The organism is Pedobacter rhizosphaerae (genome assembly GCF_900111155.1).
Lineage (GTDB): Bacteria > Bacteroidota > Bacteroidia > Sphingobacteriales > Sphingobacteriaceae > Pedobacter > Pedobacter rhizosphaerae.
On the sequence record NZ_FOGG01000020.1, the window covers coordinates 25137 to 41606 of the forward strand.

General features: G+C 47.3%; 13 protein-coding genes. 7 read left to right on the forward strand and 6 right to left on the reverse strand.

Going from position 1 to position 16470, the window contains the following annotated elements; genetic code table 11:
• Nucleotides 1–26: 26 nt before the first annotated feature.
• The 7 genes from traM (at nt 27) to BMX11_RS15865 (ending at nt 6040) form a co-directional block, all read left to right on the forward strand.
• Complete coding sequence (gene traM / locus BMX11_RS15835) at nt 27–1109, forward strand: conjugative transposon protein TraM (protein WP_090885986.1); 1083 nt, start codon at nt 27–29, stop codon at nt 1107–1109.
• Between the two features lies 1 nt (nt 1110).
• On the forward strand, nt 1111–2160 hold the full coding sequence (locus tag BMX11_RS15840; protein ID WP_090885988.1) for a hypothetical protein: 1050 nt from the start codon (nt 1111–1113) through the stop codon (nt 2158–2160).
• 14 nt (nt 2161–2174) lie between these two features.
• Nucleotides 2175–3470, forward strand: a complete 1296-nt coding sequence (locus BMX11_RS15845; RefSeq protein ID WP_090885990.1) for a hypothetical protein — start codon at nt 2175–2177, stop codon at nt 3468–3470.
• Nucleotides 3471–3508: 38 nt separating this feature from the next.
• Nucleotides 3509–3877, forward strand: coding sequence for a recombinase family protein (locus BMX11_RS15850; protein ID WP_090885992.1), 369 nt, complete (start codon nt 3509–3511; stop codon nt 3875–3877).
• A 48-nt stretch (nt 3878–3925) separates the two neighbouring features.
• Nucleotides 3926–4102: a histone H1 gene (locus BMX11_RS15855; protein ID WP_090885994.1), complete on the forward strand. Its 177-nt coding sequence runs from the start codon at nt 3926–3928 to the stop codon at nt 4100–4102.
• A gap of 229 nt (nt 4103–4331) precedes the next feature.
• A complete protein-coding gene (locus BMX11_RS15860) occupies nt 4332–5117 on the forward strand; it encodes a hypothetical protein (protein WP_090885996.1) in 786 nt (261 codons plus the stop codon).
• A 44-nt stretch (nt 5118–5161) separates the two neighbouring features.
• A complete protein-coding gene (locus tag BMX11_RS15865; protein ID WP_090885998.1) occupies nt 5162–6040 on the forward strand; it encodes a nucleotidyltransferase domain-containing protein in 879 nt (292 codons plus the stop codon).
• Between the two features lie 514 nt (nt 6041–6554).
• Here BMX11_RS15865 and BMX11_RS15870 read toward each other — a convergent pair.
• From BMX11_RS15870 to BMX11_RS15895, 6 genes are all read right to left on the reverse strand, one after another.
• Nucleotides 6555–9578, reverse strand: a complete 3024-nt coding sequence (locus BMX11_RS15870; RefSeq protein ID WP_090886000.1) for a hypothetical protein — start codon at nt 9576–9578, stop codon at nt 6555–6557.
• Entirely contained in the window at nt 9575–11428 is a 1854-nt protein-coding gene (locus BMX11_RS15875) for a trypsin-like serine peptidase (protein ID WP_090886003.1), read from the reverse strand. Before BMX11_RS15875 ends, BMX11_RS15870 begins: the two co-directional genes overlap by 4 nt.
• An 11-nt stretch (nt 11429–11439) precedes the next feature.
• Nucleotides 11440–12636 carry a trypsin-like serine peptidase gene (locus tag BMX11_RS15880; protein ID WP_090886005.1) on the reverse strand — a complete coding sequence of 399 codons (1197 nt, stop codon included), beginning with the start codon at nt 12634–12636 and terminating at the stop codon, nt 11440–11442.
• Nucleotides 12637–12641: 5 nt separating this feature from the next.
• Complete coding sequence (locus BMX11_RS15885) at nt 12642–14597, reverse strand: DNA/RNA non-specific endonuclease (protein ID WP_175474582.1); 1956 nt, start codon at nt 14595–14597, stop codon at nt 12642–12644.
• Between the two features lie 745 nt (nt 14598–15342).
• Nucleotides 15343–16116, reverse strand: coding sequence for an SOS response-associated peptidase (locus BMX11_RS15890; protein ID WP_175474583.1), 774 nt, complete (start codon nt 16114–16116; stop codon nt 15343–15345).
• 64 nt (nt 16117–16180) lie between these two features.
• Complete coding sequence (locus BMX11_RS15895; RefSeq protein WP_090886011.1) at nt 16181–16426, reverse strand: hypothetical protein; 246 nt, start codon at nt 16424–16426, stop codon at nt 16181–16183.
• Nucleotides 16427–16470: the final 44 nt, after the last annotated feature.

Below are 16470 nucleotides of genomic sequence, written 5' to 3' on the forward strand. Positions count from 1 at the left end.
CCATTTAAGTACTAAATCTTGAATCTATGGAAAACAGAAAGAAAATTGATAGAAAGAAAGTGCTGCTGATTTTTCTGCCACTACTGGCAGTAGCCGCACTGACCACGGGATTTTTTATGCTCGGTGGTGGCAAAGGAGTTTCAGAGGGAATGGATATGCAGAAAAAGCAGGTGGATTTTTCGCTTCCTGATGCGGCACTAAAAAAGCAGCAGCCATCTGATAAAATGGGCTTTTATGAACAGGCGGCCCGGGATTCTGCTGCTAGGGGTTCCAGTTCTCTTTCCCGTATGGCGCAAAGTCTGGGATTTGATGGTAGATCGGATAAACAGGCGGGTGAAATCTCATCGAGGCTTGATGCCCTGAACCGGGAGATCAACCGGCCGGATGAAGGTGTTTCGGTGGTTAGGGATAACCGTCTGGGTTATGGTGGTGGCGCGTCTGCGGGTCCCGGGGGCAACATGAAAAACGATGTGGACAGGCTGGAGGCGCTGATGACGGAGATGCAGGAGAATAAAAATGTAGGTGATGACCCAGAGATGAGGCAGCTTAATGCGATGATGGAGAATATCATTGATATCCAGCATCCGGAAAGGGTAAAGCAGCGCCTGGATGGAGAAAAGAAGGTGAATACTGATAGTTTGTTCAAAGCGATCCCTGCGGTGATTGCATCTGATAAGAAGGTGGTGCAGGGGGCTACGATCAAGTTATTGCTGCTGGATACTTTGCGGGTGAACGGTGTACTGATCCCAAAAGGGCATGAACTGTTTGGGGCCTGCAAGATCACCAATCAGCGGCTATTGCTGGATATCAAACAGATCCGGTTGGGCAATGCGATCATACCGGCTGACCTTTCGCTGTACAGTTATGATGGTATGCTGGGGCTGGATGCCCCTGAAGCGGTGCTGACCGGGACGGTAAACGATGGGGCTGACAATGCGATCGGTGGCGTATCACTGAATACTTTTGATCAGTCAATAGGGGCGCAGGTGGCTGGTGCGGGGATAGATGCGGCGAAATCCATGCTTTCTAAAAAGCTGCGCAAGGTTAAAGTGAAGCTTAAGGGAGGGCAGGCGGTACTGCTGAGGGATAATAAACTAAAGGTACGCTGATATGGATCCTGGGGTTAACCGGGCCTTACAGCTTTATCTGGCCTGGGAGGAGCGGCAGAAGGAAATGGAAAAGGTATTAGGAGGGGCAATTGATTTACGGAAGATGCAGCAGCTGAAATATGCGTTTTTTTCAATGGGGCTTTTTAGGGTGTCTATTGGGGCAAACGAAAAGGAGCGGCTATATATCCAGGTGCTCCGGTCGGTAGTGGCTAAGCTCCGAAAATCATTATATCCAAATCCTGTGCTTCGGCTTTTGGTGGTGGCAAAGGAGATGCTGGTAGATCGTCCGCTTCACCTGCGGCGTTTTAACCGGCTCCGTGAAGAGAATGTTTTATCGCTTTCTTCACAGTTTTCTGCAATTGGTCTGGGTGGTATGGCCGCTGATCTGACCGGGAAAGTGGATTATGAGCAAGGGGCGGTCTCTTTGGATATAATGCGTGGAATTTCGACTGGTGAAAAGTTGGCTTTGCAGGCCCGGTTTGTTAAGGCAGGATTGGGGAGCTATAAATTTACGGGCTTTCACGGAAAGCTTATTGGGGTGGATGGTGCTGAAAGGAGTTGCTTCTTTTCTGCTGATAGCAGGATCGGTTTAAGTGATGCCCTTAGTTTGCTGCGTGGTGGATCGGTGCTTAAGTCTTATCAGGGGCTGGATGGGAGGTTAGAGCAAAGCTGGGTGAAGCTTGATCAGGAAGCTAGAATGACTGGATCTACTTTGCTGTTTTCCAGCGGAGATCTGTCCGGTTTTGATTTGAAGCGGCAACTGCTGGAGCATGCGATTGCGCTGGAATGTTATGCGGTCAGTTCTGATGCAGTTTTGCGGGGACTGGAAAAAGGCAATATGGTGTCGGTCTCGGTGCCCGGTAAGGCTGATTTTTTCTTGCGGGCAGCCCCATTTGAAAACCGGTTGGAGTTCTTTGATGTGGCGAAGGAAGAGATGTCCTTTTCTGTGCTTAAAACGCTGCTTAATCCGGAGAAAAGCCTGTCTTTGGTTGAGCCAATGATATTCAAACAGGAAACAGGTGTTAATCATCAGCTTGAAATCAACCGTTAATTTTTGCAAATGCTATGATAAAGCTGGGTGGAAAAGAAGGGTTTGCAGCTGATCTCTTGAATTATTTGCAAGGCCAGGCGGAAGCTGGATGTAGCTGGGTGGTGTATGACAGTGATCAGCCGCTTTGCTCGGTGTTTGAGCTGGACTGTTTTTCTTCTGCAATGGAAGCCTTTGCCTTTGAAGCTGAATACCAGCAGATTTTTAACTGGCACCAGGCGGTGCCTATTGCTGATTTGATCAGCTGGCTACATCGGACTGGTCCTGAATTACTAAATATTCCTAAACAAGATTTAAATACAAAAGCTATGAATTTAAACAATTTAGAAGACCGGAGGGAAGAAATGGCCCTTCTGGGTGCATCTGAGGTAACCATTGCCAAAATGGAGGAGCAGATGAAATCGGGTGTCGCCCTGTTTAAACTGCATGAGCCTATTGCGGCGGTGAAGGGGCAGGTGGATGTGGAGTTTTATTTCCAGAAGTCCAGACAGTCGGATTCTTATTACCTGAACCGTTTTACCGTGTCGCATAACCTGGCAAAACCTTTGGAAAAAGATCAGCATTATCTGGTTATTTCGCCTGAGAGTTCAGCTAAAGCGGGGATGGTAACGAGCTTTGATCTGGTGAGTGATGCGGTAAAGGCTTTTAAGGAGCATGGTGGGAAGGCGGAACTTGCAATCGGTAAAGATGGAGCCAGTAAAGTCACGGTTGCAACGATGAAAGATGGTAAGGTGAACTATGTAACCAAGGCTTTCCGTGGCACTTTTTATGGTAAGCCTGCTTCACAGAGCATGTGGCCGGAGCGGGGCAAGGGTTTTACCGTGCAGCAGACCGCGCAGATGATCCAGGGACATTCGGTATTCCGTGATGACCTGGTGAATTTTAACACGGGTGAGGTTTATGCGGCCTGGGTGAAGTTTGATATGGATAAGGGTGTTGGGGCCAACGGTAATTTCAATCTGCAGCAGTACCATGTGCCGCAGTATGGTTTTGATTTATCGAAGGTACTGGATAACTACAAGATCAAAGAACTTGGGGTGCCTGAAAAAAGGGAGAAGCTGGAAACTGAATTAAAGAGTGGGATGACGCCTTTGGTTACGGTGGACAAGACTGGCCAGTCGGTAAAGCTACTGCTTGAAGCTGTGCCCAGGTACAACAAGATGAACTTTTTTACTACTGAGGGCAAAATGGAAAAACGCGAACAGTTTATGACCAAGGAGGCTTTGGCCAGTCTGTTGGAGGTAGGAGAGGATAAACCCAGAGAAAAGGACAGGCAGCAGGAAGTGGGTACAGGCATGGGTATGGGCAGTTAGTTTATTGGTTTGGTTTTTCGCTGTTAGATGAGGGGGCTATGGAAAAGGATGGAAAGGGATTGCTTGCGATCGGATATGCCAGTATCGAAAGATTTGGGGATATGCATGATCTGGACCGGCAGGCGGATCAGATCTATGATTACTGCCAGGAGAATGGGATTACCTTGAATCTGGTGCTTTCTGAGGAAGGCCGGGGGAGGTCCTGGCAGATTGTGGAGGAGCTGGTGCGGCGCTCGGAAGGCCAGGTGGAAATGGTGGTGGTAGCGGAAATGGGTATCCTTTCCAGGGATGTGGGCTGGTTGCTGTTAAAGCAGGCGGAATTTGAGTCCAGGTACGGTGCGGAGATCGTATCGGCAAAAGGCAGTCAGCTTTCTTTGGATAAAGATGGCGGGATGAGCATGGGATGAGTGATGGGGAATGCTATTAATTATTGTTGGTTTTAATTTATTGAGGTTATGAAAACATTTGAGTTGTTGAAGGGATTGGTGCTCGGGGCTGAGGAAGATGCCCGTAAGTTTTTTGAGAAGGGAAACCAGGCTGCCGGTGTGCGGTTGCGTTTGGCGATGCAGAAGGCCAAGGGGCTTGCTCAAGGGGTAAGGGTTGAGGTGAGCGAAAAGAAGAAAAAGAAATAAAGTGGTTTGAGTGGTTTGAGTGGTTTTGGTTTGTTAATGCCCGGGCTTTGCCCCGGGCATTTTTATTGCCCATAGCTTCTCGCTTGATAGTGATAAAGTACTGATTTTATCTGGCCAAGAAATCATAAATAATCTTAGTATATTGCGCATAAACTAAAAAAGGTTGAGGTGTCAGTGATTTTCAGATTACCGAGACTTCTGCCAATGTCTCTCATGTTACAAGCGAAAAATGTCCAGAAAAAATGATTATGAAAGGGTAGCTAACCTGAACAAAAATAAAGCCCGGCTGCTTACAGGTTCAACTATTATTACGTTGTTCCTTACTCTGAATGAAAAAAATAAATGGAGTGAATCGTATCCTCAATTCGCTGACTATTTATCTGTTATAATCGCGATAAATTCGATGCTCATCGTGTGTTATATTGCTTTTGAAATGCGCGCCAACTATATTTTTACCAAAGCAGAAAAACAGCGCAAACTTCAATACCTAGATAATTCCTTTGGAACAAATTTCGCGAATTCAACAGTCCAGAACTACTTTACACAGGATCAGATTCAACCCGGTTTTTATAAATTGTGTGTGAATTGCTTCGAAAACAGTTTTCACACTTACAACGTAGTAAAGGCCATGCAGCCAAAAACTTATCTCAAGGCCGCGGTTGTCTTGGTTGTTTTCATTTTTTCTGCTTCAGTTGGAGATAAAGGGGTTATAAGGGCACTTATTGAATCAATACTCCCTTTGGCATTGATACAAGATGCAATTAAAACTTCAATTGTTATAACGAGACTGGAAAATATTGTAGAAAATTTCAGGTCCTTTTTCAACGGCCTGAAGCATTCTGATTTCACAAACAAAGAGCCCGAAGCGATGAAATATATTATTGAATATGAGACGACTCTGGCCTGGGCGAGTATGCCAACTGATAGTGATCTGTTTTTCAAGTTACAAGATGAGCTTGCAGGTGAATGGGAAGAAATCAAGAAAAGCTATCAGATCAATGTTGTCCAAAACTAATCTACTTAAGTTTTTACGAAACAAAACACAACAGCTAACATACCATGGCAAGAAGTTTAGAAGAAGGATTTGAGACTTTTATCGGGTGGCTATCGCCGCTTTTATCAGAACACCAGAAGGCGACAGCTCATCGAGAATCAGTGAAGCGCTGTATGGAGAATAATTTTGGTTGTTCGTCCCTGATAGAAACCGGATCTTTTGGAAACGGAACGGGAGTTAGGCATTATAGTGATACCGACTATTTTGCTCGATGCCCTTCAGACAGGCTTTGGGCTGATTCTGCCTATACGTTAAGAAAGGTCAAAGAGGCTCTTCAATATACTTTTAGTTCAACAAGTAATATTATGGTGAAAACTCCGGCTGTTCAGATCCCATTTGGGCTTTACAAATCGGAGACTATGGAGGTTACTCCAGCATATTATGGAGGTCAAGTTAGTACTCCTTTTGGTGATAAATATTATTATAAAATTCCCGACTATACGGGGGGATGGATGGATTCAAGCCCTGGAGCTCATATCGCTTACGTAAACCGGGAAAATGACAGGTTATCCGGGAAGTTGAAACCATTAATACAGATGATCAAAGCTTGGAAGTTCTACAATGCCGTACCAATAACTTCATTTTACTTGGAGTTGAGGGTAACTAAATATGCAGAAAATGAAAAAGTGATCGTCTATGATATTGATATCAAAAATATTATGAAAATGCTGAATGACAATCAGCTTGCAGGGTTGCGGGACCCAATGGGGATTTCTGGGAATGTTCCGGCATGTAAAACACTAGCGAAAAGGCTTGAGGCACTTTCAAAACTCAATACCGCAGCGACTCGAGCCATCAAAGCGGTCGAAAATAGGGAAAAGAACATTACCGATGCCTTTTATTGGTGGAATCTGTTCTTCAACGGACATTTTCCAAGCCGTTAAACGGCTATCGAAATATCTCAAAAAGATAATAGGTGTTGGAAATCGGTAGTTTCTGATTATAATCGCTTTATCTATTTTTTTTAGCCTTTTATAATCATGCTAACAGAATTAGCTTACTATCATCGAACTGGCTGTGCTCGCCGTAATATACATATCCCAGCTGGTTGGATAGCAGCTTTGTCCAGCCGATTTCAAAGTCTGCGGTGTTGCTGAGGTGATAGCCAAAGATCCAATAATCGCGTCCGTTTTTTTTCGATCAGCCTGGATAGTTCGACGGAGAGGACTTCACTTAGGAGGCTGCCTCTGTAGTACATTATATTTGGCTAACGGTGTTTATCAGCTTTGCTTGGATCTGGGCTAACGGCCAAAGCTAATAAAGGAAAGTTTGATCATCCGCATCATGACTGTTTTTGTTACATTTATTTTTTGGATCCTTAGTATTTCGCTTAATTGTTTTGGGTTGATTTTTCAGGGCGGTGGGATGGAAAGTCCTCCCACCGGAGTATCCTGATAATTATTCGAGGTCAATAAAAAGGGAGTTTTTGGCCCTGATCCATTTTTTAAGGAGTTCATTGACATCTGCTAGCTGCCCGGTATGTGGCCATTCCGTAGATATCCGGTCGATAAATGCCGGAAGTTTCCACTGGCGATCGATAAGTTCGATTAGCGCATCCAGCCAGTCGTGTGAATCCCTACTGCGTTTTCTGAATACTTTTCTATCGAGTTCGCCTACGAGTGCGCTGTTGAATTCCCCTGCTGCGTTTCTGATCACCGAAGGCGACATGCCTTCCTCAATGGCCTTATAAATTGCCCATTTACAGCTTGTTCTCAGTACATTTTGAGGGCCGCATAAGTAGTTGATTCTTTCACTTGACTGAATTTCACTGACGTTAAGCATGTAGATCGGACCGCTGTTTTCAAACTCTGCTAAAGTGTCGATGTTACTGATGAGCTGTCTTGCTGGAATTTTCATCTCGGAGGCTTCCGTTATGGTATCAATGATATGTTGAATGGTTTCGGGTTTTGGTGCCTGTTTGTGATTTAGCCCCTCAAGCCACTGCTGGTCAATGTTGATGGAATTGATACTGTAGGGGTATTGTTCAGGAAGAGATTTACCTGCCAGCAGGTCAAGTATCAGGAGGCTTTCCTGAAGGTCGCCTGCATAAGTTGATTGAGTGACCATTCTGGCGATGTATGCAGCCGCACTACATTGTAGAGTGCTGAAGCGGCGATTGTAGTTCCACAAGGTCAAGGCAAAGGTGAGCCGCTCAATATACTGTTTGGCGTGTTCTGTACTGAATAATCTATACCAGTCGGTCTGCTGCAGACGCGGCAACTGGAACCATTGTTCCAGCTCTCCGTAAAAATATTCCTGCCGATCATTGATAAAGAATGCGAGAAGGGAAATAATATGCCTGCCCGGATTTTCGTCCAGAACAGGCGATGGAAGGGGATGCTGAAAGGGCTGGCTGAGCAGGTTGAAGTTTGCGGTCTGGAACAACGCTTCTGCCTCCCATTCATACAGTTCTCTTTCTCCCAGCCTTCCAGGTCTGATCTCTCTTTTCAGTCCTTCCAAATAAAGTTCGAACGCTTCTTGGATAAGTCCTCTGGCGATGAGGGTTTTTCCTGTACGATCGTAAGCCGCGAGAAAGTAGCTTAAAGGCAGATTAGCCGTTTGACTGCTATCAATCTCCCCGGTCTGGGCGTATCTGATCATACCGTTATAGGTTTCGGGGAGATCGGAAAGGTCACGGCTCAGGTGTCCCACTGCTGCCACCAGTTCAGCTGGTTCGGGAACAAAGAAATAATCTTCCCGGTGAATCATCATGCGGTGGTATAATACTTCTGCTTGGGATTCCGGAGTGGAAAGATTTTCGAAATAGGTTATCGCGTTCTGCTGGATGGCCAGAACCTGATCTGGTTCATTGGCCAACATTTGTCTTAGCATCACCTGGCGCAGGTCCCGTCTGTGCCATACGTTTCCGGTGCGATCCCGTTGAGCGAGCCAGGCATACCGTTCCAGATCTTTTGTAATCCTTGCTGCATCTTGGTCATCCAGTTTGCTGAGTTTTAAAACAGGCTGGAGTACGCTGAGGATAATTTCTGGGTTAATGTATCTTAGGATGAGTCCCGGGTAGGCAATTTTTCGTACCGATGGATTGTCAATGCGGTCAAGTATCCTTCTATAGACACTACCCATAAAGTATTCTTCGGCAATTCCGTTGTTTTTTCCTTTTGCAATATCACTGACAAGTTCGTCCAGATCTATGTTGCCCTGTTTGAGGATTCTGGAAATCAGGCGGAGTTCGAGCGGACGGAAAGGGATCAGATCGAATTTGAACAGCCGCAGGATATCTACCCTCCGAATACCTTCACGTACCAAGAATTCTATTGCAGTCCTGCGGGTAAAATCGGCAAGGTTGACGGTAGTTTCGATGTTCTGGGAGGTGATCTGTTGATATGTTCTGCCGGACAAGATTACCTTTATCGGTATTGGGCTGAAAATATCACATAGCCTGTCCAGCCATTTGGAAAGTAGGCCCCAGGTTTGGTGCAGGATGACCTGTTCCATGGTGTCCAGGATGATAATAAGAGGCTTGGTATATCCCTGCCCAATTAATAGTCCCCGTAAATGCCCCAATAAGGTTTCTTTTCTCACCTCCGCTTTAAACTGTCTGATGTTTTCGGTAAGTGCAGGCGACTGGACTGAAAGTTGGCTGGCGAGTTCATCATTAAGCCAGTGATCATCTTCGGCGTTGATGCCCGGACGGTCGAAGTCAAGGATGCAGAGCAGCGTGTTTTCGGCAGCCATGGTATCCTTGCAGAATTTGGCAAGCAGGGTGGATTTGCCCGAACCACCCTGACCCTGCATTAAATACCCACTCCATGCACTGGAACGTTGAAAAGCGTTGACAAACCGGCCTAATGCAGCCAGCTCGACCTCCCGTCCCATAAAGTTTTCCGGGATATGGTAGTAGCTATCCAGAAACGAAGCGTTTTGAAGAGCTGTGCTGACCCGCTGGATCCAGGGACTGTTCAGGTTGCCGACAGATTGGAGCACATTGGAGAGTTCCAGTAGGGTTTTTCTGGACATGCTTTCCAGGTCAAATTCGGTTTTATCGAACAGTACCTCGAACAGTAATGCTCCAAATTCATCTCTCGGGGGCAATCTTCTGCTGAGATGGTCGTACAGGATTCCCTGATTGGTGAGGGAGGCGATCAGCGGAGCGCGGACTTCACTTTTGAGGATCCATTCCACCTGATCGCCGGTGAGGATGTTGCATTCCCTGGCAAAATGGTTGAGCAATTTGATCTTTGCCTGCATGCCCGTATGGCTGAGCAGCTGGGCAGGAAGGAAACGTCCGGTCGTTGCAGCGGCGGTACGCAGGGCATTTAGATCTTCGGCCATGTTTTCCATGGGCTGTTCCACAGAGGGCGTCACAGTGGCTGCCGGCTGCGCGGTTTGCTGCTTTTCAGCAAGTGCGCGCAACCGGTTCTCCATTTTGGCCTGAAAGGTAAATTTATCGATTGGTGTCATTGGTCTACAATATCGTTAAGGATGTCCATGGCCATATTCCTGAGTTCACTGAGCGCGCTTTCGGGCCTTTCGATCAGATTTCTCTGGTAGGCTTTAAAAAGGGCCCTGGTGCTTGGGGCGGTATCTTCATGGATTTCCAGTCTGGTGAATGATCTGCCCAGGTAATCGGCGACATCTGCCCGGGTAACTGTTCTGCTCCTGTATTCCCGGGCCAAGGGCCGGATGGCCTGGGGCAACGGGGATGCGTTTCCGTCGAGCACAATTCTCAGCCATGGATAGCTTTGGATGGTATCAAGCAGGGTCAGTACAAATTCCGCCACGTGTGCACCTTCCAGGTTAAAGCGGTTCAGGTCGCTCAGAAATAGCCAGACCAATCTGCCGTTACGCGCCAGGTTCAGCATATTGGTTAGCTCTGGGGCGATATGGTTTCTCAGCCACATCGGCGCAGTATTGTCAAAATCCGAAAAAGCGGTAAGCGGGGGAGGCTGTACACCGATTTCGCTAGAAATGAAAGCGAGCAGTTCGGTTACCTCGATCTTTGAGATCCTTTCTGCCGGGAGATTGATTTTCAGGTGCCTTTGATCTGAGAGCAGGGTCTGGGCAACTTTTAGGAGGAAACTTTTGCCACTGTAGGGCTCACCGGTAATGCTGAGTACCTGAGCCTCTTGGCGCAGGACCATCGACCAGATCTGTGACTGAAAGGCATCGCAGCCGATGATCGGCTCGAAAGACTCCTCCCTCAGCCAGTAAAGGGGTGAATCCTGGACTAGGGGTAAAGGGAGTTCGGTGATGGTCTTTTTGATGTGCTCGATGATATTGACGATGGGTACGCCGCGGTTTCTTGCTCGAGCTGTGGCGACTGCCGGGGTTCCCTGGGCGGTCTGCTCGGGCCAGCTGCCCTGGTGGATACCGATCAGGGAGAATTCCTTGTCGAAACAGGGACCTCCAGAGGATCCGCCCAGGGTGTTGGTCAGATGGAGAAAGCGGTGCTTGGGAATGCTCGGATGGGAGGGCTGGATACCGGTAATCACATTTTCATCGATGCGCATCGCCTCTCCGCCCGCATGTTGGAAGATGACGATTTTTTGCTGTTCCGGGGGAACAACGGCACGGCTGTCGAGCTTGGCCCATCCCCGGTCGAAGCCTACGGCCCGTTCCAACCTGAGAATGACGTAATCCCAGTTGTTCTCAAAGCAGTCCGGGTTGAGTGGTGAACCTGCAATGAGCTCCTGGTCATGGCAGCGGCAGTGTCCAACATGCCAGTCTTGGTGGAGTTTCACTGTTTCCGAATCGTTCTGGTTGTACAGGCCCTGTTTTAAATAGAGGTAGTTGTCAAATTCCACCACTGCACTCACCGCCCTTTTTGGGCTGCGGTCGGGATTGAAAAGGGATTTGACTACATGCCAGGCGGAGAGGAAAAGGTTGGGACCGATGAGTATGCCGGTTCCAGCGTGCTGTCCGGGAATAATCAGTTTTCCGGTCCATTTCATGCCTTTAGCGATTCCCTGGTAGTAGGTATGGGGCTCGGTAAAGCCGTTTGCGTTTGCAATGGACTGCAGGGTTGTCTGGTTAATGGAGGTGTTCTGATCAATCATTGCCTGCGCAATCATTCCGGATTCCAGTCCAGACTGTACGATCAGGGTGAGCAGGGGCTCATAAAACTGATTGATCTGGGCATACCCGAGTGCTTTGAGGAGAGCTGAAGGATCATCAGTGGTATCGATCGCGATGGTTTCAAGTTCATAGCGCTCATTGATGGGCAGCCTGTTCTGCGCCTGGATAAACATGGCGCCAAATTCCCGCCGGGTGGTTTTTAGTGCGGACAGGGCATCTGCTGGTGATATATTCATTAGGCTGGGTATTAACTGTTGCTGATTACTGCGCCGTAGCTGGTCAGGATATCTTTTAAAGCGGTTTGACCGATGGTGCCCCTGTCTGCAAGCCGGTCTGAGAGGATATGTCCCCAGTTTTCCCTCGGATCAGAGCTGCGCCCCCCATAATGTATGCCTGCGGCGAAGCCTTCGCTGCCAAGGGCCAGTATCACCGAACCTGAGTTACCGCCAAGGGTGCTGGCATCGTAAGAGACCCTTCCCGGAACTACGCTGGTGGGCCTGAGTATCTGTCCGGGCGAGAGGCGTTTGTAACCGTAACTGAAACCAAACATCATCGAGAGTACCTCGGTACCGTAATAGGCCAGTCCTGCTGTTCCTGGATCACCGGGATATCCTGCGGTGAGCGTGTACCGGCTTGCTGCTGCCCATTCTGAACTGCCGTCTATGCCCAGTATGCGTTTGGGCAAAAACTCAACTCTAGTGGGCTCCAGTTCTATCAAGGCCAGGTCGAGCTTGGTATGGTTAATGTTGGCTGGGTCAATCTCATCGCCAGCAAAGATTAATCTTTTGAATTTTCTGGGGTTTTTAGATGCCCTTCCCTTCAGTTCCCTGCCGAAGTCGATGCCTGCATTAGCTTGCAGTGTCCAGCTTCCGTCTCTTTTTTTCTGGCCAATAACCTGCAGCACATGCTGGTTGGTTGCGATCAGGTCCGGTGCTATCAGGAAACCGCTTCCCAGGTGTTCGCCGCTGAGTTCGACACGGCCAACGCACTGCATGGCCTCGGCTATTCTGTCCTGGGAGGCGCCAAGGATCTGTTCCCAGTCGCCTTTTGCCCCGGAAGAAAAATCTATCCGGTCGTTTTCGATCAGGTAGGACGGCCGGGTGCCGTCCGTGCGGACAAGGACTTCCAGCAGATTTAAGCTCTTGGGGTATTCTTCGATATATTTGAAATTTCCGAGCTGGAGTGCGTGGATGACTTTTTCTCCTTTTTGGTTTAGCTCAGTGCTTATGTCTCTGATTAGTTTTGCTTTACTTTTATGGCGTTCGGCCAAATGGTCCAGGGTTTCAATGGCCGTTTTGATTTTTTTGGCCGGATCGGCCTCGCCCGTGGATTCCAGGACAGAGAGTTCCATGGATTCTGAAAGGTTACTGCTTTTTTGGTTACCAGATGAGGAGCCCAGTATCATGGAGCGGTATATCGAGAATTTTTCTTCCAGATTTTTCATTGGTGTTAAAGGGTTATGTTGGCAATTCCAAAACTGTAATCAAAGTCAAGGCCTTGAGGCATTGATTCCAGTACGTCGACCTGTTTTTCGATCAGTTCTATGGGTTTATCATCCTGGAACATCTCTGCTGCTGAGGCAAATGTGAGTCCGGTGAGTTTTTCGATGGTGGCCACGGTTACCTGATATGTAGCTGCTTTATCAAAATCCATGAATGGGGGGATGGCGCTTTCTAGCGCTTCAAGCTGACTGGTTTCGATTATGTTATTTTTCTCCAGTAAGCTCTTCTGGCTCATCAGGAATCCTGTCCGGTATAGGTCTTTGCCGTCCTTAAGGTAATAGACGATCTTGTAGAAAAGTGTGGGCAGTTTCACTGCGATCTGGTTGACCCTGGTGAGAAAGGTCGGATCTTCTGCGCGAAGTACGGGGCCGGTAATGACTGAGATTTTATAACCGTTTTTTACCGCTTCGGTATGCAGAATGTAGTCTTCGAGTTTTCGCCAGATCCGCTGGTTGAGTCTGGCATGCTGGGGAACTGCATTGGTAAAAAAGAAGGTTGAATCTGCTGCTCTTTCCGCGATACCGATCTGGTCTCCCCACTGCACGTCTTCTCTTTTGGTCATGTGGCCTCTGTCAAAGTTACTGTGGTCTGCCGAATAAAGTTCTCCTCCGTACTGGCTGTCAAAAGCAATACGAGTATCGCGTCTCCATCTATCGCTGCGTTCGGCTTTTTTGAATGCCGCGCCGTTGATGTTGCTTGCACTGTAAAACGGGAACTTTCTGGAGCTGGAGAGCTCAACGCTGTAGTTGAGGTAGTTGAGCACAGTGGAGGCTGATCCGGTTAAGCAGGTGATGTCTCCCTGATATTTGTTAAGGTCAGGTCTTGCAACTTTCACGCCCAGGAAGTTTTCCTGATATCCGTTGTAACCTTCATAATGCTGTACGCCTTCGAGTACTTCACTGAGTTCGGGTAGAAACAGTTGTTTAGGGAGCGTGAGGCTTTCAAGCTGTCCGTTAATACTAACCTTGGTGGGAGAAAGTGATTCCAGTTGTTCAGAGACCTGCTGGCTGATTTTTTTAAATATTTCTTTACTGTCCGAAAAGATGAGTTCAGGGCTATTGTACATCACCCTTTTGAGATTTTCCAGTGCAGCTTTGGCTTCATCTGTTTTGCCTGTGGCCAGTAAAGACCTCAGGCTGTTATAGCTTGCAGCTACTTCGGGGATATTGTAATAGTCTTCCCGGGTAGTGGAGGCCATGATCTCCAGTACCATATAAGGCGCGTCTTTGATGGTTTTGCCGTGTTTGTCCAGCAAACGGTAATCATTTGGAGAAACGTGTACTTCGTTGATATTGATCTCATCCACATCTTTTCGCATGACTACGTAATAGCCGGTAGTGAGGTCCTTGAATTCGGTATTGAGTCCGATCTCCAGTCTGGTATCAGCAGTATTGGTCAATAGCGATATGCCATCTTCCAGTGGCTTGGCATAGGGGAGAGCAGCTGAAAGAAAGGAAACACCACCCAGAGTGGATAGGTTGGAGAGTAAACTTACAAAGGGTTTGAGTAGGTCCTGCTCTTTGATCGAAAAGAGTCCTATTTCAAGTTTGAGGCCACCGCCTCGGTAGGGTACAGGGCCAAGCAGGCGCTGGCTGATGTTGACAATAAGATCCACATGGGCGGCATCGATGGCCTGCAGGTTTCCCGGTGTGGTTACGGTGTTGAAGTTGGCCGTTTTACCGGAAATATCACCGAGTTCGATATGGCTGTGCGTTGTCGGATAGTAGTTCTTCCAAAGTTCACGGGTATTGAGTATTTTCATGGAGCGTAAAAATACATGCAGATAACACCGATCCGGAAGTAGCTGTTGTGGAGGGTTTCCCGCTGGAGCCTGCTGCGCAGCAATTGGACTATAGGTCCAGCTTGTTGACTTTTTTTCGAAAATTCCTTCTAGTATTGACATCACTTTTTTAATTAAGGTTATAAATATTTGGAGTAGTTTTTTTATCCAGTCCATTTGGGTCTGCTCATCGGTTTATAAAAAAAGTTGGGCTGGCCAGACCTCATTTCTGCTTTTTCCAGGTTTTTCTGTTTGGTTTTCCTTTGGAAAACTATCGGTGATCGAAAAAAAAACTTACGCGTACAGTTTGCAACAGCACGATCATCATGTTTCTGAGCCGTTCAAAATATTTTGAACGCTTAAAGTTGCTCATGACTGGCCGGGACGAATTTTATCTGGGAGCATCGTATCTTACCTAGGGCTAATCTTGCACAAAGCATATATTCCTGTGGTTCTGCCGGCGAAATTATGCCGGCTGATACTGGAATGCCTGGCGCAGGTGATTAATTATAAATTGGGAAGTTCTTGGTTTTCGACTATAAATTTAGCAGGTAACAGTAAGCTCGGCAATACTTAAAACTGAGTATTCTTAAAAGTGATACTGCCCATTTTTTTGGAAATAGACAGACTTTTCTTATTCACCAATGGTATAGGCTAATTTTTTATTAAAAATGTGCGCTTATACAAATGGTTTTCTTATAGGAAAAATATCCCCAATGTTTGACAATTGTTAAGTTGTTTTTTCTTTTGAATGAGCCCCTCCCCAAAAACTAGCCAGTTGAAACTCGAGAGTTGGGCGCCACAATAACTGCAAATGTCGTGAAAAGTTCGAACCCATAAATCTCTAATTAAATACCGAAAAACAACCTTATCCCTTTGACCAGTGGTCAAACTCCAGTACCTCCTGATCGATAAACTCCTGCCTGATCTCCGGCAGCTCGGGATACTGCTTTTTATTAACCACACCCTCGAGCCTGTATTCCGGCCCAATGGTGCAATATTCCATTAGCCGCGAAGGAATCTGCGTCATCGCAATTTCAGTGATCCGTTCATCAGATAAATCGCCCATGAACCACTCCCAGGCAAGCTCATCGGTCAAAATACAGGGCATGCGCAACTTAGAATTATGCACCTGCTTCATCAGCTCATTGGCCTTGGTAATCCCAATGGCAAAAGTTTTGGTCACCTCGCCCGTATCAGTGTTTACCCAGTCACTGTACAAACCCGGCAGCCAGAAATACTCATGGTCTTTCAAGGTCACCTGATGCGGGTATTTGATGGTTTCTTTAAGCGCCTGTCCTTTTTTTCCGATTTTGGGGATATGCTGGGATTCAATGATACCGGTAGATAGCACCAGGCACCTGCGTGACCTGGCCGCGTCCTTCCACATCGAGCGCTTCCCGCTTTCGCTTACCCAAAGGTTTTCTCCCTTGAAATTCAATGTGGTCAGTTTGCGTCGGAAGGCTACCGCTTCATCCGTGCTCATTTTGCCCGGCACATAGCCCCATTCGGCCTGCACCAGCTCAAAATCGCGTTTGTCATCCGTGGCAATAGCTATCGCACAGGGCGGATAATTAAACCCGTTATGCACATCTACATTCAAAAAATCATAGTCCCGGACCGCCTTTTCCAGTTGCTTCAACTGGATAAACTCCGCCCTGGTTACCTTCTGACCGTTATAATAACACATAATTAATCCTCCTAAACTACTTTTTACCGCGGATATAACCCGCAATCAATTTACCGATCCGCTGCGCTTCAGCCTGCCTGCCCTCAGGAATAGAAGTCCAGAATTTTTCACCCCTGACGCCCAATCCAACGGCAATCACCAAAGGCTTCTCCCCAGTACCAAAATTCACATGAAACACTCTTTTGCCGGCAAGCTCGTGTTCAGATATACTTAAAAGCTGATCATCCAGACTGAGCTCGAATGGCGGCTCTAATTCCCTCATCCTTAAAGTTAAGAAATTCTTTTACATCGCCAGCTATTACGGGG

Excerpts from the sequence above, each read along its gene's own strand:
- BMX11_RS15865 (WP_090885998.1), top strand. The coding sequence starts at position 5,162 with ATGGCAAGAAGTTTAGAAGAAGGATTTGAGACTTTTATCGGGTGGCTA.
- BMX11_RS15870 (WP_090886000.1), bottom strand. The coding sequence starts at position 9,578 with ATGACACCAATCGATAAATTTACCTTTCAGGCCAAAATGGAGAACCGG.
- BMX11_RS15880 (WP_090886005.1), bottom strand. The coding sequence starts at position 12,636 with ATGAAAAATCTGGAAGAAAAATTCTCGATATACCGCTCCATGATACTG.
- BMX11_RS15875 (WP_090886003.1), bottom strand. The coding sequence starts at position 11,428 with ATGAATATATCACCAGCAGATGCCCTGTCCGCACTAAAAACCACCCGG.
- BMX11_RS15855 (WP_090885994.1), top strand. The coding sequence starts at position 3,926 with ATGAAAACATTTGAGTTGTTGAAGGGATTGGTGCTCGGGGCTGAGGAA.
- BMX11_RS15860 (WP_090885996.1), top strand. The coding sequence starts at position 4,332 with ATGTCCAGAAAAAATGATTATGAAAGGGTAGCTAACCTGAACAAAAAT.
- traM (WP_090885986.1), top strand. The coding sequence starts at position 27 with ATGGAAAACAGAAAGAAAATTGATAGAAAGAAAGTGCTGCTGATTTTT.
- BMX11_RS15895 (WP_090886011.1), bottom strand. The coding sequence starts at position 16,426 with ATGAGGGAATTAGAGCCGCCATTCGAGCTCAGTCTGGATGATCAGCTT.
- BMX11_RS15885 (WP_175474582.1), bottom strand. The coding sequence starts at position 14,597 with ATGTCAATACTAGAAGGAATTTTCGAAAAAAAGTCAACAAGCTGGACC.
- BMX11_RS15840 (WP_090885988.1), top strand. The coding sequence starts at position 1,111 with ATGGATCCTGGGGTTAACCGGGCCTTACAGCTTTATCTGGCCTGGGAG.
- BMX11_RS15850 (WP_090885992.1), top strand. The coding sequence starts at position 3,509 with ATGGAAAAGGATGGAAAGGGATTGCTTGCGATCGGATATGCCAGTATC.
- BMX11_RS15845 (WP_090885990.1), top strand. The coding sequence starts at position 2,175 with ATGATAAAGCTGGGTGGAAAAGAAGGGTTTGCAGCTGATCTCTTGAAT.